The sequence below is a fragment of the Streptomyces sp. NPDC088923 genome (genome assembly GCF_044749745.1).
Classification (GTDB): Bacteria; Actinomycetota; Actinomycetes; order Streptomycetales; family Streptomycetaceae; genus Streptomyces.
Genome location: NZ_JBIVIO010000002.1, coordinates 937,952 through 955,497, shown reverse-complemented (window position 1 = coordinate 955,497; position 17,546 = coordinate 937,952). Strand labels below are relative to the sequence as shown.

Genomic DNA, 17,546 nt, shown 5'->3' with positions numbered 1-17,546 from the left:
CAGCCGGTGGAGAAGCGGCTCCTGGTTGCTGGCCGGTCTTCGATCGAAGCACCCGGGGGCTCCGGCTCCGGGGCCGTACGGTTCGTACGGGCCTTGCGGGCTGTACGAGTCGTGCTCGGCCTGCGGGGCCTTACTCGGCCCGCGGGCCGTTTCAGGCCTTGGGGCCTGTGGGCCTTGCCGGGGGCCACTACCGAGGACCGGCGGCGGCGTGGAGTCGCTTCTCCTGTTCATTTGTTTGCGTACGGGGTCCAGCCTACAAACTGAGCGGCCCCTGTCGCACGTACGACAAAAGGAGCGGTTCCCTGTGCAGGGGAACCGCTCCCTTCACGACGACCTCAGCGGGCGCCCGCCGCACCGCGGCGGATGCCGAGGCGCTCGACGAGCACGCGGAAGCGCGCGATGTCCTTCTTGGCCAGGTACTGGAGCAGCCGGCGACGCTGGCCGACCAGGATGAGCAGGCCACGACGGGAGTGGTGGTCGTGCTTGTGCGTCTTGAGGTGCTCGGTCAGGTCCGAGATCCGGCGCGAGAGCAGAGCGACCTGCACCTCGGGAGAACCGGTGTCACCCTCCTTGGTGGCGAACTCGCCCATGATCTGCTTCTTCGTGGCGGCGTCGAGCGACACGCGATCTCCTAGTGAATCCAATGAGCCACCGAGTGCCCCGGGTCTGCATCGCCGGGGAGCTTCCGTTACTCGGGAGGCGGGGCGCGCTGGGCGCTGCTCCCAGAGATTCCGGGAGCGCGTACACATACGGCCGATGTCAAGGTTAGCAGGGTGGGAGAGGGCGGGGTTTCGCGGGTGGCGCGAGGGGGTGCGCGGGGGTGGTGGGGCGGAGGTGTGCGGTGGGGCGGAGGTGTGCGGTGGGGCGGAGGTGTGCGACGCGGTGGAGGTGTGGGACAGGGCGCGACGTGCTCGTACGACTTGATTACGTGGCGTGATCGCGTGTGGCTCGGGCGGGTGGCCAGGGACGGATGGCTCGGGCGGGTGGCCAGGGACGGGTGGCTCGGGCGGGTAGCCAGGGACGGAGGGGCGGCCCAAAGGGTGGCCGGGAGGGGGCGAGTGAGTGGCTCGTGAAGGGCTCCCCGGGCGTCATCCGCTTTGTCATACAGCCTGCCGAATCGCGTACGTGGCGTCCTCGCTGCAAGTACGCTGAGGCCGCTCGCCGTTGGCGCGCGCTTTGCGCGCCGCGTACGGGCGCGTTGGATACAGGACCACTTCGGGGAAGGGCCAGTCATTCATGTCCGAGGAGCACGAGGCCACGGCACCGGCCGCGCCGGTGGAGCTGGACGAGGAGACGAAGGCGCGTAAGGAGCGGGAGAAGAACGAGCTGTACTCGCTCGACATCTCGGGTGTCGAGTGGATCGGCCCGCCCGGTACCTCGCCCGACGAGGAGCGCGTCGAGATCGCCTATCTGCCGGGAGGCGGCGTGGCCATGCGGTCCTCGCTCGACCACGACACGGTGCTGCGGTACACGGAGGCCGAGTGGACCGCTTTCGTGCTCGGCGCGCGTGACGGCGAGTTCGACCTCGCGTAACCCGATGGTGTGAAGGCCGGGCCCCGCAAACGGGCGCCCGGCCTTCGTATTGTCCGGCCCCTGGAGGCAGCTCGGCCCGCCATGGCGCGGTTTCGCGGTACTCGGCCTGGGCGTTCGGGGTGACCGGCGTGGGCGAGCCGCATCCCCAACTCGGGAACACGTCGCGTGACTTCAGGGGATCATCGAGCGGGGAGGCGCCCCGATGGTTACCCGATGCACGTGAACAGCACTGCTATTCGGCATACGTGATGACTAGTCTGGTGTCGGGCGCGCTGCGGGACCTTCCGGGTCCACGGAGCCCCACGGGGAGGGCCGGTTCTCCAGGCCCATGGACACGGCGGGGGAACGTGACGCCGCCACCCTGACGCACGAGTGCCGAATCACCTGGAGGAGCTGTGAGCAGCGACCGGGACGCGTATCGCGGGGGCCGCTCGGCTTCCGGCGCTGACCACGAGGAATCCGTCGTCGAGACCACCGGCGAATTCCGTTTCGACCAGTCGACCGCCTGGTACACGGCCACGGCGGCGACGAGCGACGAAGACGCGGGCCGCGAGAAAACGGGGCGCCAGGAGACGAGCCGCGAGGAGACGGGCCCCGAGGAGACGGGCGGAGACGCGTCGCGCGGCTACGAGCAGGGCAGCGGCGAAACCGGCGGCGCCGATAAGGGGGGCGCCGAGGCGGGGTGGAGAGCCGGGGAAGGCCTGGCCGGGCCTTCGACCGATGCGGCGGGCGAGCCTGGGGCGGATGTCCTCGGGGAGCCGGCGAGGAGCGAGCGCGACGCGGAACCGGTCGGGGGTGACGCCTCCTGGACGGCGACGTCGCTCGGTGGGCTGGCGGGACTTCCGTTCGGGACCGGTTCCGGTGCCGAGGGGAGTGACGGGTCCATCGGGGCCGCGTTGCCCTGGACAGGCTTCGGGAACCCGGGCGCGGAGCGCGACGAGAAGAAGGCGCGGGCCGTCGCGGCGAGCGGCGGCGAGACGCGCGACGTCGCGGCCGACCAAGCGGCCGAAGGCTTGGAACGTGGCGCTGCGACGGGGCCCGACGGGACGCGACGTCGCGACGAGACCCAGGACGACGTCGCGGTGCGCGAGATGCGCGACGTGGCATATGCGACGCCGCGTGACCACGATGCGCCGGAGGACGACGCGGCGTCGGTGCCCGATGCCGCGACGTCCCCGCCGGAAGCACCGGACGAGACACCGTGGGGCGAGGCGGCGCGGGGCGAGGCGGGTCGGGACGACGCGGGCCGGGGCGACGCGGGCCGGGGCGACGCAGTGCGACGCGACGCGGCCCGGGACGAAGCAGTACGACGTGAGGCGGTACGGGGCGACGCCACGAGTGGCGAGGCAGTACCTGACGAGGCGGCGTCCCCGGACGAGTCCGCGCCCGGTCGGCGCGAAGTGGACGAGGACTACTTCATGCTGCCGCCCATGCCCACCACCCCACCGACCGCGACAGGGTTCACGCCTCCGCCCGGCACCATCTCGGCAGTCCCGCGCCTGCCTGAGGGCAGCGGCTTCGTGCCGGCCGAGTCGCCTGCTCCCGGCGGCGACCTGGAGAGCGGCGCGACGATGCGTTTCTCAATCCCCTCCGCGCGGCGCGCGGAGGACACGTCGCGCGGGGACGACGCGACGACGGCGCGCGACGTGAACGACGCGGACAACGCGACGCCGCGCGGCACGGCGCCCTTCGCCGACGTCGCGGCACGCGACGGAGCGGCCCCGGAACGACGCGACGTCGCGGGCGCGGCGCCAGGCGGCGACGTGGACTCGGAGAGCGTGGCGCCACGCGACGTCGCGGGCGCGACGGACACGGAAACGTCCGACCCATCCGACTCCCCCGACACCTCCGACGGCATCGACGCCGAGCGGCGCGACGTAGCGGGTACGGAGCCGCGCGACGTCGCCGAGGCGGCTGTCGCGGAAGCGCGCGGCGTCGCGGACGCCCCGGGCACGCGGCCCGGTGACGTCGCGGCGACGGACTCCTGGGCGGCGAGCGACGTCGCGGCCGCGCCGCGCGACGTGGCCGGGGACAGCGACGCGTGGGCCCGCCCCACGACGCCCCCCGGTGGCCTGTCACTGCCGCCCGCCTTCGCACCCGCCGATGCAGCGCCCGCCGACAGCGCGCCTCCCAACGGCGCGCCCTCCAACGTCGCGCCTGCCGACGCGAGCGACGCTGCCGAGGGCGCGACGCCACAGGACGGCGCCACGGTCGACGACGCGCCGTCCGCGGCGCGCGAAGGCACGCCGCAGGCCCCCTCGCCGACGCAGGACGTCGCGCCACCGCAAGGCACCGCGCCTGCGCGGGACGCCGCGCCGCCGCGCCCCCTGGTGCCGCCGCAGACGCGGCGTCCGTGGCCGCCGCCGTCCCTCGCCGGGCAGGATCTGCCCGGGCTCGTCCCACCGCCGCACGCCAACGTCGCGCGCAAGGAGAAGGAACCCGACGCGGACGCGCCATCGCATGACACGTCGCGCCCGGGACCGGGCACCGGTTACGGCTTCCCGCGCTCCGATACGCCGCGTGCGGGGTACGGCTTCCCCGCGCCGTCCTCCTCCGCCGGCGCGCGGGCCGGGTACGGATTCCCGCCGCGCGGGGCCGAGGACGGTTACGGCTATCCGGCCCCCGCCGCCGAGGCGCCGCCGGCCGCGCCACCCGCCGCCGACCCGCCACCGGCCGACCCGCAGACGACGCGTCTGCACCGGGTGCGCCCCGCGACGCCGCCCGGCGACGTACCCGCGCCCGAGAAACCCGTCGCGCCCGAGAGCGGCGCGCCGCCGGAGGCCGCACCCCAGGCCCCGGTCGCGCCGAGGCCCGTGCCGGCGCAACCGTTGCCCCCGCAGGTGGGGTCCGCGCCACACGTACCGGACGCCTCGCCCGGCGTGCCGCAAGCGGGCGCGCGATGGGACGTACCGCAGCCGCCCCAGACGCCCCAGCAGGGGCAGGACCCCCGGCTGGCGTCGCGGCCCGGCCCCGAGCAGGCGTCGGGGCCCGCGGACCCGCGGCTCGGCGCGGCGTGGCCGCAGCCGATGCAGCACGATCAGCGGCAGCGCACCCACCCGGGGGCGCCGCTCGGATACACGGCGGCCGTCGAGTTGTCCTCGGACCGGTTGTTGCGCGGCAACAAGCAGAAGGCGCGCAGCAGCCGTCCGGCGGGTGGCGGCTCGCGGTTCCGGATCGGGGGGCGCAAGGAGGAGGCGGAGCGGCAGCGCAAGCTCGGGCTGATCCGTACCCCCGTCCTGTCCTGCTACCGGATCGCCGTCATCAGCCTCAAGGGCGGCGTCGGCAAGACCACCACGACGACGGCGCTCGGTGCGACGCTCGCCTCCGAGCGGCAGGACAAGATCCTCGCGATCGACGCGAATCCGGACGCGGGAACGCTGGGACGTCGCGTACGGCGCGAGACCGGCGCGACCATTCGCGACCTGGTGCAGGCGATCCCGCATCTGCACAGCTACATGGACATTCGCCGCTTCACCTCGCAGGCGCCCTCGGGTCTGGAGATCATCGCGAACGACGTGGACCCCGCGGTCTCGACGGCGTTCAACGACGAGGACTACCGGCGCGCGATCGGCGTCCTGGGGCGGCAGTATCCGGTGATCCTCACGGACTCCGGTACGGGGTTGCTCTACAGCGCCATGCGTGGCGTGCTCGACCTGGCCGATCAGCTGATCATCGTCTCGACCCCCTCCGTGGACGGGGCGTCGAGCGCCAGCACGACGCTCGACTGGCTCGCGGCGCACGGGTACGCCGAGTTGGTCGCGCGGAGCATCACGGTGATCTCCGGGGTGCGCGAGACCGGCAAGATGATCAAGGTGGACGACATCGTGTCGCACTTCAGGACGCGGTGCCGGGAAGTCGTGGTCGTGCCGTTCGACGAGCATCTCGCGGCCGGCGCGGAGGTCGACCTCGACATGATGCGGCCGAAGGTGCGCGAGGCGTACTTCGACCTCGCGGCCGTCGTCGCCGAGGACTTCGCGCGTCATCAGCAGGCGCAGGGGCTGTGGACCTCGGACGGGAACCCGCCGCCCGTCGCCGCTCCCCCGCTGCCGGGCCAGGTTCCGCCGCAAGCGCCCCAGGCACCCCGGCCGGGCACACCGTACGGGGCGGGGCAGCCCGGTACGGGGCAGGTAGGCGCGCCGGGGCCCGGCGCACCGCGCGCCGGCGCACCGCGCGCTGGTGGCGCACCGCATCCCGGCGCACCGCATCCCGGGATGCCGCAAGCAGGGACGTCACAGGGTGGGATGCCGCAACCCGGCGTGCCTTACCCGCGCTCGGGGCCGCAGTCCGCACCCGGAGCCGCGCTGCCGCCCGCCGCTCCCCCGGCCCCCGGCGCCGCGCACGACGCGGCACACGTCGCGCAGCCCCCGCACGCGACGTACCCGGCCCAGCCCGGCGCGACGTATCCGCCGAACCCCCAGGCGGCGTACCCGCAACGGCCCAGTGCGGCGCACGCTCCGCAGCCCAACGCGGCCTACGCTCCGCAGCCCAGCGCGGCGTATCCGCCATGGCCCGACGCCGCGTATCCCGCTCAGCCGGGCGCGGCATCGTCGCAGCCGCCGCCCGCGCCCGGGGCCCCGTACGGCGCGCAGCCGCAGCCCCACCCCCAGCCCGGCGCGCAGCCCCAGCCCGGCGCGCAGCCGCAGCCCCAGCCCGGCGGGGAACCGTACGCCTCGCCGCAGCCGCAACTCGGCGGAGCTCCCGGCCCGTACGCCTCGCCGCAGCCTCAACCCGGCGGAGCCCCCGGCCCGCACGCCCCGCAGCCGCCGCAACCCGGCGCGGCGCCCGACCCGCACGCCCCGCAGCCGCCGCAACCCGGCGCGGTTCCGTACTCGTACCCGTATCCGCCGCAGCCCCAGGCGTCCGCGCGGCCGCCGGCCGGGCCCGGTGCGGCGTACGGGTATCCGGGACAGGCTCAGCCCGCGCCGTACGGGTACCCCGCGCCGCGGCAGGGAGCGCCCGCACCTGGCGCGAATCCGTCGGCGTACGCCGGTCCGACCGAGGCGGCGCGAGCTGTGCCGGAGGAGGGCGAGGACGGGGGCGGTAACGAGGCGCAGTGGCCGCCGCAGCCTCCTTCCGCCACCTGAACACCGCCCCTACCGCAGAGGTTTCAACGGACTAGACCAATGAGGGCCCGTACCGGTCAAATGGTGCGGGCCCTCGGCCGTTGTCGCAGGCCACACAGTGTTCACGCATCGTTGACATGTTTAGACCAGCGCTGGTAGACACTCACATCACCCCAACGGCTCACAGTGATGCGCCAGTTAACGAAGCGCGAGCGATGACACGAGGTCAGCGGCCCATGAGCAGAGCAGATCAGTACGGCAGAGCACTACCAGCGGGACCGGCGCCCGGGCGGGGCGCGCGTGGCCGGTTCCGGCTCGTCGCGGCGGCCGGGGTCGCGGCGCTCTCGCTCACCGCGGGACTCGCCACGCCGCTCAGTCCCGCGACGGCGACCGCTGCGGCGGCCGACAAGGAGACGACGCTGACTGTCGCGCTCGCGCAGAGCGTGGACTCGCTGAGCCCCTTCCTCGCGACGCGCCTGGTCAGCACCAGCGTCTCCCGGCTGATGTACGACTTCCTGACCAATTACGACGCCAAGGACAACCACGTCATACCCGGGCTGGCCACCAAGTGGTCAGCGTCGAAGGACAAATTGACCTGGACGTACGAGATCCGGTCGAACTCGAAGTGGTCCGATGGCGAGCAGGCGACGGCCGAGGACGCCGCCTGGACCTTCAACAAGATGATGACGGACGAGGGCGCGGCCACCGCGAACGGCAGTTTCGTCACCAACTTCAAGAAGGTCACGGCGCCGAGCAAGGACAAGCTCGTCATCGAGCTGAAGAAGCCGCAGGCGACCATGACGGCGCTGGACGTTCCGATCGTGCCCAAGCACGTGTGGGAAAAGGTCAACGATCTATCGAAGTTCAACAACGACCAGAAGTTCCCGATCGTCGGGAACGGGCCGTTCATCCTGACGGGTTACAAGGTCGACAGCTACGTCAAGCTCAAGGCCAACAAGGACTTCTGGCGGGGCAGCCCGAAGTTCGACAACATCGTCTTCCGGTACTACAAGGACCAGGACGCCGCCGTCGCCGCGCTCCGCAAGGGCGAGGTCTCGTTCGTCGCCGGCAGTCCGGCCCTGACCCCCGCGCAGGCGCAGTCGCTCAAGGGCGCCTCGAACATCAAGGTCAACGACGGTCCCGGGCGCCGTTTCTACGCCATCGCCACGAACCCGGGCGCGCGTACCAAGGACGGCGAGAAGTTCGGCACGGGCGACCCCTCGCTGCTCAACGAGAAGGTCCGGCACGCGCTGTTCATGGCCGTCGACCGCAAGACCGTCGTCGACCGGGTCTTCCAGGGACAGGCGGTCGAGGGCGCGGGGTACATCCCGCCGCGCTTCGGTGACTACGCCTGGCAGCCCTCGGCCGACCAGGAACTGAAGTACGACCCCAAGGCCGCGGCGAAGCTGCTCGACGAAGCGGGCTACAAGAAGAACGGCGACGGCAAGCGCGTCGGCAAGGACGGCAAGCCCCTCTCGTACCGCATGCTGTGCCACGCGACGGACCCCAACGACCGCGCCGTGAGCAAGTACTTGCAGGAGTGGTGGGGCGACCTCGGCATCGGTCTCAAGGTCGACTGCCTCGACAACGTGACCGACCCCTGGGTCGCCGGTGACTACGACCTCGCCTTCGACGGCTGGTCCGTCAACCCCGACCCGGACTTCGTCCTGTCGATTCACACGTGCGCGGCGCTGCCCACCAAGCCGAAGGCCGTCGCGGCGACCGACAACTTCATCTGCGACAAGAAGTACGACGATCTGTACGACAAGCAGCTCGCCGAGTACGACCCCGCCAAGCGCGCGGATCTCGTCAAGCAGATGGAGTCGCGGCTCTACGACACGGGCTACATGAACGTGATGGCGTACCCGAACGCCGTCGAGGCGTACCGCACCGACCAGATCAAGTCGATCGAGACCATGCCCACGGCCGCGGGCAACATCTACGGCCAGGACGGCTACTGGAGCTGGTGGTCGGCCGTCCCCGCCGGCGGCGCCTCCTCCGGCGCGACCGAGGACGCCTCCTCCGACTCGGACTCCGGCTCCAACACCGGCCTGTGGATCGGCATCGGCGTCGTGGTCGTCCTCCTCGTCGGCGGCGGCGTGTTCTTCGGGATGCGGCGACGCGCGACGGCCTGGGACCGCGAGTAGCGGGCGACGTCGCGGGGCGGGCGACTCGGGACGTCGCGGTGACGCGGCGACGTCGCGACGCCGTGGTGACCTCGCGGTGACGCGACGTGCGGCGCGCTACGGGGCGTCGGGCGGCGCGGTGCGAGTCCGCATCGCGCCGCGGCGGCGCCCCGTCGCCCGGGAGGCGTCGCGGCGTCTCGACCGGCGCCCCGTCCCCCAACGGCGTCGCCACGTCGCGGCGTCGCGCGCGACGCGTTGAACGGTCCGGGCGGCCCACGCGACGTCGCGACGTTTTCGCAGGTCGCACGCGACGTGGCATATACGACGTCGCGCGACTCGCGCACGTACCGCGCGACGTCGCACCCGCCTCGCACCGCCCCCGTGACGTACCGCACCGCACCGCCCCGACCCCGCCGCGTACCGCGCGTCCCCGCCCGTACCGCCGTGGCATCCCACGCGACGTACCTCCTCCTCCGGAGCCGTCGGCGCACCGCGCGCCGGCGTCGCTCCCCTCCGTCCGGTCCTCCTCCCCGCGCCGCGCCCCGCGCTACGGCGCCTCGCGGAAGGACGCCCCACTCAGCGGAAGACCGATCAGCCCATGAGCACCGAAAGCACCTCCGCGCCCGCGCGGGACCCGGGCGGCGTGGTCGCGGCTCCTGCCGCGGCCACGCCCCGTGGCCCCCGCAGGCGCTCGGGAACGGGATATCTGCGCTACGTGGCGGGCAAACTGCTCGGCGCGGTCGTGTCCCTGTTCGCCGTACTCGTCACCAGTTTCTTCCTCTTCCGGCTCATCCCCGGAGACCCGATCAAGGCCATGACCGGCGGCAAGCAGGTCTCCCAGGAACAGCTCGACTCCATGCGCCGGGAGTTCGGACTGGACCTGCCGCTGTGGCACCAGTTCACCGACTACTGCGGCAAGGCGCTGACGGGGGACCTCGGGACCTCGTACCAGTTCCACACACCGGTCATCGACAAGATCGCCGAGGCGCTGCCCGCGACGTTGCTGTTGACCGGGACCGCGTTCGTGCTGTACACGGCGCTCGGCGTCTGGCTCGGCTCGCGCGGCGCCTGGCGGCACGGGCGCTTCGGGGACCGTTTCCACACGGCGTTCGCGCTCACGCTCTACTCCGTGCCGTCCTTCTGGCTCGGCCTGCTGCTGATCATCGTCCTGTCGGTGGGCATCGGGCCGATACCCGGCATGTTCCCGACCGGCGGCATGGAGACCGGCGGCAAGGAAGGCTTCGCGTACGTCACGGACGTCGCGCACCACATGGTGCTGCCGGTCCTCACGCTCGTCGCGGTCGAGTACGCGCGCACGCTGCTCGTCATGCGGTCCTCGCTCCTCGACGAGATGGGCAGCGACTACCTGACGACGGCGCGTGCCAAGGGCCTGCGCGACGACAACGTACGACGCAAGCACGCCGTACCGAACGCGATGCTGCCGACCGTGACGCTCCTCTTCGTCAACCTCGGCAACACCGTCGCCGGGGCGATCCTGGTCGAGACGGTCTTCTCCTGGCCGGGGCTCGGCGGGCTCTTCTACCAGGCGCTGAGCATCCCGGACCTGCCGCTCGTGCAGGGGCTGTTCTTCGTCTTCGCCGCAGCGGTGATCGTCATGAACACCCTCGCCGACCTGATCTATCCGCTGTTCGATCCCCGGGTGGGCCGATGACGACCGACACGAAAGACGTGGCCACGCCGCGCGACGGCGCGGCTCCCGAGCCGGACGACGCGGCACACGTCGCCTCGCCGCGCGCGCTCGCGTGGGCGCGGCGACGTCGCGCGCTCGCCGACTTCTGGCGCGAGTTCCGTACGCGCCGCAGCGGCCTGGTCGGCCTCGTCGTGCTGCTGCTCATCGCGGTGGTCGCGCTCGCCGCGCCGCTGCTCGTCGGGAGCGACTCGCGCAGCGTCACCGAGGCCCCGGGCAAGTCGCTGGAGTCGCCGAGCGAAGACTTCCCGCTCGGGACGGACCAGTTCGGGCGCAGTCTGCTCGCGCTGATGGTGTGGGGCGCGCGCGTGTCCCTCGCCGTCGGTCTGCTCGCGGCGGTTCTCACCGTCGCGATCGGGACGCTCGTCGGTGTCACGGCTGGGCACTTCCGAGGCTGGTACGCGACAGTGATCATGCGCGTCACCGACTGGTTCCTCGTCATGCCGACGCTGGTCCTCGCCATCGCGCTCGCCACCGTCCTCGACCGCTCCATCTGGACGACGATCCTCGCCATCGGCGTCACGACGTGGCCGACGACGGCGCGACTGGTACGGGCGCAGACGCTGTCCGTCGAGTCGCGCCCGTACATCGAGCGGGCCAGAGCGCTCGGCGGCGGGCACAAGCACATCATGCTGCGGCACGTCCTGCCCAACGTCATGCCGCTCGTGCTCGCGCAGACGACCCTGGTGATCTCGAACGCGATCCTCACCGAGGCGACGCTCGCCTTCCTCGGGCTCGGCGACCCGATCATGGTGTCCTGGGGCGGGCTGCTCCAGGACGCGCGCGACGCGGGCGCCGTCAGCTCGGGCGACTGGTGGTACCTCGCGCCCCCCGGCCTCGCGATCGCGCTCGTGGCCCTCGCCTTCACCCTGTGCGGACGCGCCATCGAGTCCGTGCTCAACCCCAAGCTGGGGGACCGACGATGACTGAACCGACCACACGGGGCACGCAGGTCCCCGCTCCCTCGCGGGCGACCGCCGCGGGAGCGCGGGACGCGACGTCGCGGGACGACGCGACGGTGCCTGACGGCGCGACGTCGCGTACGGGCGCGGAGGGCGACGCGACGTCGCGTACGGGCGCGGAGGGCGACGCGACGTCGCGTACGGGCGCGGAGGGCGACGCCACGCCCCGCGGCGAGGGCGACGCGACGTCGGGGGACACGTCGCGTCCGTTGCTCGATGTGCGCGACCTGCGCATCACGTACGGGAGCGGCGCGCGCGCCGTACCGGCGGTGCGCGGCGTCGACCTCACGCTGCGCGCGGGCGAGAAGCTCGGCATCGCCGGGGAATCGGGCTGCGGCAAGTCGACGCTCGCGATGGCGCTGCTGCGCCTGCTGCCGCCGGGCGCGACGCTGGAGGGCGAGATCCTGCTCGACGGCGAGGACGTCCGCACGATGGCGTGGGGGCGGCTGCGCGCCGTGCGCTGGGCAGGCGCGTCGATCGTCTTCCAGGGCGCGATGCACTCGCTCAACGCCGTGCACCGCATCGGGGACCAGATCCTCGAACCGATCCTCCTGCACCGCCTGGCCGGCCCCGAGGAGGGGCGACGTCGCGTCAAGGAGCTGCTGCGCCACGTCGGTCTCCCGGTGTCGCGCGCGTCGGCGTACCCGCACGAGCTGTCCGGCGGGCAGCGGCAACGCGTCATGATCGCGATGGCGCTCGCCTGCGATCCGCAGCTGATCATCGCGGACGAGCCGACCACCGCGCTCGACGTCATGATCCAGGCCCAGATCCTGCGGCTCATCGAGGGCCTCGTGGCGGAGAAGGGCATCGGCCTCGTCATGATCAGTCACGACCTCGCGGTGCTCGCCGACACGTGCGACCGGCTCGCGATCATCTACGCCGGACGCGTCGTCGAGGAGGGCCCGGCGCGGGAGGTGTACGACGGCGCGCTGCACCCCTACGGCGCGGCGCTCTCCGGGGCGTTCCCGCGCATCGGGGACCCGGCTTCGCGCTACGCCCCCCGCGGGCTGCCGGGCGACCCGCCGGACCCGGCGTCGTTGCCGTCGGGGTGCACCTTCCACCCACGCTGCCCCGTGGCGCTGCCGTCGTGCGCGACGGAGCCGCAGCCGCTGCGCGCGGCGGGGCCGGGGCGCCGTGCGGCGTGCGTGCGCGTCGATGTGGGGTTCGAGGCGACGTCGCGGGACGGGGCGACGTCGCGGGATGGAGCGGGTGATGCGACGTCGCGGGAGGGCGAGACGGAGCCGGACGTCGCGACGTCACGTACCGACGACGCGACGCCACCTGCCGACGACGACGCGACGTCGCGTACGAACGAAGCGCGCGACGCGGCGTCAGGGTCCGGGGACGCGGGGCACGACGGTGCCGACGAGGCAAGGAGCACGCAGGCATGAGCACGACCACGCGGGAGCAGGCCCTGCTCGGGGCACGCGACCTGGGCATCACGTTTCCCGGGCGGCGTGGCGCGCCGCACGCGCGCGCCGTCGACGGGGTCAACCTCGACATCGGCACCGGGGAGATCGTCGCGCTCGTCGGGGAGTCGGGCTGCGGCAAGACGACGCTCGCGCGCTCCCTCCTCGGCCTCGTCCCGCCGACCGAGGGGCGGATCACCTTCGCCGGCGAGCCGCTCTCGTACGGCTCGCGGGCGCTGCGTGCCTACCGCAAGCGGGCCCAGCTCGTGCTCCAGGACCCGAGCGGCTCGCTCAACCCGCGCCACACCGTGTACGACGCGGTGGCCGAGGGACTGCGCATCCACCGCACGCCGGGCGACGAACGCGCCGCCGTCGCTCGGGCCCTGTCGCTCGCCGGACTGCGCCCGCCGGAGCGGTTCTTCCTGCGCTATCCGCACGAGCTGTCCGGCGGGCAGCGGCAGCGCGTCGTCATCGCCGGTGCACTCGCCCTGGAGCCGGAGCTCATCGTCGCGGACGAACCCGTCGCCTCGCTCGACGCGTCGGTGCGCGGGGAGATCCTGGCGCTGCTGCTGCGGCTGCGCGAGGAACTGGGGCTCTCGGCGCTGGTCGTCACGCACGACCTCGGGCTCGCGTGGAACATCGCCGACCGTGTCGCCGTCATGTACCTCGGCCGCATCGTCGAGGCGGGCCCTGTCGAGGAGGTGCTGACGCGGCCACGCCACCCCTACACGCAGGCGCTGCTCTCGGTGCTCCCCGAGGCGCCGGGAGAGCCCGTGGTGCTGAGCGGTGAGCCGCCGGACCCGACGAACATCCCGGGCGGCTGCCGTTTCCACGCGCGGTGCCACATCCTCGCCTCGGGCGAGGCGGAACAGGCCGGCGTCGCGGACGCGTGCCGGACGAGGGACCTTCCCGTCCTGGACGGCCACGAAGCGGGCGTCGCGTGCCACTGGGCGACGGCACGCGCGGGGGCGACGACGTCGCGTGAGGGCGACACGTCGCGTACCGGGGAGGCGTCGCGTACGGGCGATACGTCGCGTACCCACGACGACGCGTAGGCGACGTGGCGTCCCTGCGCGACGTCGCGTCGCGTACGGGCGGCAGGCCACGTAGCCACGTACGCGACAGGGCGGCGCCCCTCCCCGGCATCAGCCAGAGGAGGGGCGCCGCCCTGTGTCCAGGCGCGACGTTCCCGCACGGGTCACGTCGCGACGGGGCGCGTCCCCACGCGGCGTACGCGGTCCGGACGTAGCGCGTGGCCGACGCGGCGTACCCACGTCGCGGTGTACCCACGTCGCCCGCGTCGCGGGCCTCAGTCCTGGTGGCGCGCCTCGTACTCCGCGACCAGCGCGCGCGAGCGTTTGACGTCGTCGGCCATCGCCGCGAGGAGTTCGTCGATCGAGGCGAACTTCTCCATGCCGCGCACGTAGGCGAGGAAGTCGACCGCGACGTGCAGGCCGTAGAGGTCGAGGCCGACGCGGTCGATGGCGTACGCCTCGACGGTGCGGTGCTTGGCGTCGAACTGCGGGTTGGTGCCCACCGAGATCGCGGCGGGCATGGCCTCGCCCGCGACGTGCAGCCAGCCGGCGTAGACGCCGTCGGCGGGGACGGCGGTGTGCGGGAGGGTCTCGACGTTGGCGGTGGGGTAGCCGAGTTCCCTGCCGCGCTGCGCGCCTCGCACGACGACGCCCTCGACACGGTGCGGGCGGCCGAGGATCTCCGCCGCGCCCGCGACGTCGCCCTCGGCGACCAGGCGGCGCGTGAGAGTCGAGGAGAAGGGCTGGCCCGCGCCCGCGTCGCCGCTGACGTGGAGGTCGATGAGGTCCACCTCGAAATCGTCCTCGCGGCCGAGTTCGGCGAGCAGAGTCACGTTGCCCGCGGCCTTGTGGCCGAAACGGAAGTTGGGGCCCTCGACGACGACCTTGGCGTGGAGACGTTCGGTGAGGACGGTGCGGGCGAAGTCGGCGGGCGACAGGCGCGAGAACTCCGTCGTGAAGGGGAGGATCAGCAGCGCGTCCACGCCCAGATCCGCCATCAGCTCGGCGCGCCGGTGGTGCGCCGCGAGGAGCGGCGGGTGGCTGCCGGGGCGGACGACCTCGCTCGGGTGCGGGTCGAAGGTGACCACGACGGAGCGCAGCCCCAGTTCCCTGGCGCGGTCCACGGTGCGGCCGATGATGAGCTGGTGTCCGCGGTGCACCCCGTCGTAGGACCCGATCGTGACGACGCTGCGCCCCCAGTCCTGCGGGATGTCCTCCAAGCCACGCCAGCGCTGCACTGTGACCGCTCCTTGTCGCACCTGTGGGATGAGCCGGTTGTCGGGATTCCACGAATCCGCAGGTCTAAGAGTGCCATGTCGCGTGCACATGGCAACGGGCGGGCGGCGCGCCCACGACGTCGCGCGAGCGGCCGACGTCGCGCCCCACCACGTACGACGTCGCGCGCCACGCCGCGCCGTACCACGTCCAACGTCGCGCGGCACGTCGCGCGCCACCGCCTGCCACGTCGCGTGCGACCTGGCCTTTTGCCCGTACGACGTCGCGCCGCCGACGCGACGTCCCCCGATCGCCGACACGCGACGTCGCCGACACGCGACGTCGCCGCGACGCGGTGCCCACCGCGCCCGCCACGTCGCGCGTCCGCCTGCCGCGTCGCCACGGTGCCAGCCGCCCGTGCCTCAGCCGAAGACGGCGAGGCTCTTCGCCTTCCCCCGGTCCGCCTCGACGAGGACGAGGAAGGCCCCGTCCGGGCCGTAGACGGCGATAGGACCGCGTCCCGTGTACTCCTCGGGCATGGCGAGCCGCACGCCGTTGAGGAGGAGGCCGGCGCGGCGCGCGTCGACGTCCCAGCGGGGGAACGCCGCGTCGGCGGCCTCCGCGACGGGCATGACGGTCAGCTCCTCCTGGTGCTGGTCCAGGGTGCGCGCCACGTCGAGGCGGTACGGGCCGACGCGCGTGCGACGCAGCGCCGTGAGGTGCCCGCCGACGCCGAGTGCCGCGCCGATGTCGCGTGCCAGGGCGCGAATGTACGTACCGGACGAACACGTCACCGAGACGAGCAGGTCCAGCACGGGGGTGCCGTCGGCCGCCGTCTCGGGGCGCACGTCGTGCACGAGGAAGGAGGAGACGGTGACGGGGCGGGCCGGGATCTCGAAGTCCTCGCCCTCCCGCGCGCGCTTGTAGGAGCGCTTGCCATCGATCTTGATGGCGCTGACCTTGGACGGCACCTGGAGGATGTCGCCCGTCAGCTTCGCGACCTCGGCGTCGATCGCCTCGCGCGTGAGGCCGGAGGCATCGGTGGCCGAGGTGATCTCGCCCTCCGCGTCATCGGTGACGGTGTCCTGGCCGAGCCGGACCGTGCCGACGTACTCCTTCTCGGTGAGGGCGAGGTGGCCGAGCAGCTTGGTGGCGCGCTGCACCCCGAGGACGAGGACGCCCGTCGCCATGGGGTCGAGGGTGCCGGCGTGGCCGACACGTCGCGTGCCGGCGATGCCGCGCATCTTCGCGACGACGTCGTGGGAAGTGAACCCGGACGGCTTGTCGACGATGACGAGGCCGTCCGGGGTCGTGGTGCGCTGCGTGGTCATGCGGTGCCGCTGCCCCTGCCCTGCTCCGCCGAGGTGTCCCCGGCCGGGCCGTCCTCGGCCACGCCCTCCCCGGCCACGCCGTCCTCGTCCTCGTCGGCCGGCTTGCGGTACGGGTCGGCGCCCGCCGCGTACGCGGCGCCGGTCGAGACCTGGCGCACCTCCTCGTCGCGCAGCCTGGCGCGGTCCAGGAGGTCGTCGATGGTGCGCGCCGTGTCGGGCAGCGCGTCGGGCACGAAGGCGAGGCTGGGGGTGTAGCGCACCCCGGTCTGCCGGCCCACCTCGGAGCGGAGCACGCCCTTGGCGCTCTCCAGCGCCGCGGCGGACGCGGCGCGCTCCTCGTCGTCGCCGTAGACCGTGTAGAAGACCGTGGCCTCCCGGAGGTCACCGGTGACGCGTGCGTCGGTGATGGTCACGAAGCCCAGTCGCGGGTCCTTGATACGCCGTTCCAGGGTCTGGGCGACCACGACCTGGATGCGATCGGCCAGCTTGCGGGCGCGAGCGTTGTCGGCCACCGGTCCGTCTCCCTACTTGGTGCTGTTCTGTCTCGGTTGGTCTGGGTGGAGGGCTGGGCCTCCGGGGTACGTCGCGTGCGCGGCGTCGCGTCATGCTCGTGCGGTGCGCGTCGTGCGGAGCGACGTCGCGCACCGCACGAGCATGACGCGACGCCGCGCGCGACGCGACGGCGCTCGTCGGGGCAGGACAGGCGGTCAGTCCTCGTCCCCGTAAAAGCGTCTGCGCACCGCGAGCAGTTCCACCTCGGGACGGTCCGCGACGAGGCGTTCGCAGCGATCGAGGAGATCACTGAGGTGGCCCGCGTCGCCCGAGACGGCGGCGAGGCCGATCTCGGTCCTGCGGTGGAGGTCCTGCGCACCCACCTCGGCCGCGCTCACGGCGTACTTCCGCTGGAGCTCGGCGACGATGGGGCGGACCACGGAGCGTTTGCCCTTGAGCGAGTGCACGTCGCCCAGGAGCAGATCGAAGGACAGGGTCCCCACATACATGCTGGTCCGGATGTCCCGCCGGTTCGGGGTACGAGGCGCCGCCTCCGTGCGGCGGCAACCTCCCCACCGTACACGCGACGCACGGGGCCGATCGACGGAAATTCTCCGCCGACCGGCCCCGTGCTCGACCGTGTCAGCCGCGGCCCGGGTCAGCCGTGCTCACG

The 17,546-nt window shown here is 73.0% G+C and carries 12 protein-coding genes; 7 read left to right on the top strand and 5 right to left on the bottom strand.

What is annotated here, in order from left to right; genetic code table 11:
* Nucleotides 1-335: 335 nt before the first annotated feature.
* Nucleotides 336-623 carry a 30S ribosomal protein S15 gene (rpsO, locus tag ACIP4O_RS15355; RefSeq protein WP_007821463.1) on the bottom strand — a complete coding sequence of 96 codons (288 nt, stop codon included), beginning with the start codon at nucleotides 621-623 and terminating at the stop codon, nucleotides 336-338.
* 613 nt (nucleotides 624-1,236) lie between these two features.
* On the opposite strand from rpsO, the gene ACIP4O_RS15350 reads away from it, so the two are divergent.
* From ACIP4O_RS15350 to ACIP4O_RS15320, 7 genes are all read left to right on the top strand, one after another.
* On the top strand, nucleotides 1,237-1,533 hold the full coding sequence (locus ACIP4O_RS15350) for a DUF397 domain-containing protein (RefSeq protein ID WP_007821465.1): 297 nt from the start codon (nucleotides 1,237-1,239) through the stop codon (nucleotides 1,531-1,533).
* A gap of 395 nt (nucleotides 1,534-1,928) precedes the next feature.
* Entirely contained in the window at nucleotides 1,929-6,617 is a 4,689-nt protein-coding gene (locus ACIP4O_RS15345) for an AAA family ATPase (RefSeq protein WP_401574913.1), read from the top strand.
* Between the two features lie 215 nt (nucleotides 6,618-6,832).
* Nucleotides 6,833-8,743, top strand: coding sequence for an ABC transporter substrate-binding protein (locus ACIP4O_RS15340; protein WP_401574912.1), 1,911 nt, complete (start codon nucleotides 6,833-6,835; stop codon nucleotides 8,741-8,743).
* A 577-nt stretch (nucleotides 8,744-9,320) separates the two neighbouring features.
* Nucleotides 9,321-10,394 carry an ABC transporter permease gene (locus tag ACIP4O_RS15335; protein ID WP_401574911.1) on the top strand — a complete coding sequence of 358 codons (1,074 nt, stop codon included), beginning with the start codon at nucleotides 9,321-9,323 and terminating at the stop codon, nucleotides 10,392-10,394.
* Nucleotides 10,391-11,356 (top strand): ABC transporter permease, encoded by a 966-nt coding sequence (locus tag ACIP4O_RS15330; RefSeq protein ID WP_401574910.1) that lies wholly within the window; start codon nucleotides 10,391-10,393, stop codon nucleotides 11,354-11,356. The genes ACIP4O_RS15335 and ACIP4O_RS15330 overlap by 4 nt, the downstream gene beginning before the upstream one ends.
* 245 nt (nucleotides 11,357-11,601) lie before the next feature.
* The gene (locus tag ACIP4O_RS15325) at nucleotides 11,602-12,783 is read left to right on the top strand and encodes an ABC transporter ATP-binding protein (protein ID WP_401574959.1); all 1,182 of its coding nucleotides are present in this window, start codon (nucleotides 11,602-11,604) and stop codon (nucleotides 12,781-12,783) included.
* On the top strand, nucleotides 12,780-13,856 hold the full coding sequence (locus ACIP4O_RS15320) for an ABC transporter ATP-binding protein (RefSeq protein ID WP_401574908.1): 1,077 nt from the start codon (nucleotides 12,780-12,782) through the stop codon (nucleotides 13,854-13,856). The genes ACIP4O_RS15325 and ACIP4O_RS15320 overlap by 4 nt, the downstream gene beginning before the upstream one ends.
* A gap of 254 nt (nucleotides 13,857-14,110) precedes the next feature.
* Here the strand turns inward: ACIP4O_RS15320 and ACIP4O_RS15315 are convergent, their stop codons facing one another.
* From ACIP4O_RS15315 to ACIP4O_RS15300, 4 genes are all read right to left on the bottom strand, one after another.
* A complete protein-coding gene (locus ACIP4O_RS15315; RefSeq protein WP_401574907.1) occupies nucleotides 14,111-15,073 on the bottom strand; it encodes a bifunctional riboflavin kinase/FAD synthetase in 963 nt (320 codons plus the stop codon).
* Nucleotides 15,074-15,472: 399 nt separating this feature from the next.
* On the bottom strand, nucleotides 15,473-16,381 hold the full coding sequence (gene truB, locus ACIP4O_RS15310) for a tRNA pseudouridine(55) synthase TruB (RefSeq protein ID WP_401574905.1): 909 nt from the start codon (nucleotides 16,379-16,381) through the stop codon (nucleotides 15,473-15,475).
* Nucleotides 16,378-16,893, bottom strand: a complete 516-nt coding sequence (gene rbfA, locus ACIP4O_RS15305; RefSeq protein ID WP_009068968.1) for a 30S ribosome-binding factor RbfA — start codon at nucleotides 16,891-16,893, stop codon at nucleotides 16,378-16,380. Before rbfA ends, truB begins: the two co-directional genes overlap by 4 nt.
* Before the next feature lie 195 nt (nucleotides 16,894-17,088).
* Nucleotides 17,089-17,382 (bottom strand): DUF503 domain-containing protein, encoded by a 294-nt coding sequence (locus ACIP4O_RS15300; RefSeq protein WP_401574904.1) that lies wholly within the window; start codon nucleotides 17,380-17,382, stop codon nucleotides 17,089-17,091.
* Nucleotides 17,383-17,546 lie beyond the last annotated feature (164 nt).

Excerpts from the sequence above, each read along its gene's own strand:
- ACIP4O_RS15330 (WP_401574910.1), top strand. The coding sequence starts at position 10,391 with ATGACGACCGACACGAAAGACGTGGCCACGCCGCGCGACGGCGCGGCT.
- ACIP4O_RS15350 (WP_007821465.1), top strand. The coding sequence starts at position 1,237 with ATGTCCGAGGAGCACGAGGCCACGGCACCGGCCGCGCCGGTGGAGCTG.
- ACIP4O_RS15335 (WP_401574911.1), top strand. The coding sequence starts at position 9,321 with ATGAGCACCGAAAGCACCTCCGCGCCCGCGCGGGACCCGGGCGGCGTG.
- truB (WP_401574905.1), bottom strand. The coding sequence starts at position 16,381 with ATGACCACGCAGCGCACCACGACCCCGGACGGCCTCGTCATCGTCGAC.
- ACIP4O_RS15340 (WP_401574912.1), top strand. The coding sequence starts at position 6,833 with ATGAGCAGAGCAGATCAGTACGGCAGAGCACTACCAGCGGGACCGGCG.
- ACIP4O_RS15320 (WP_401574908.1), top strand. The coding sequence starts at position 12,780 with ATGAGCACGACCACGCGGGAGCAGGCCCTGCTCGGGGCACGCGACCTG.
- ACIP4O_RS15300 (WP_401574904.1), bottom strand. The coding sequence starts at position 17,382 with ATGTATGTGGGGACCCTGTCCTTCGATCTGCTCCTGGGCGACGTGCAC.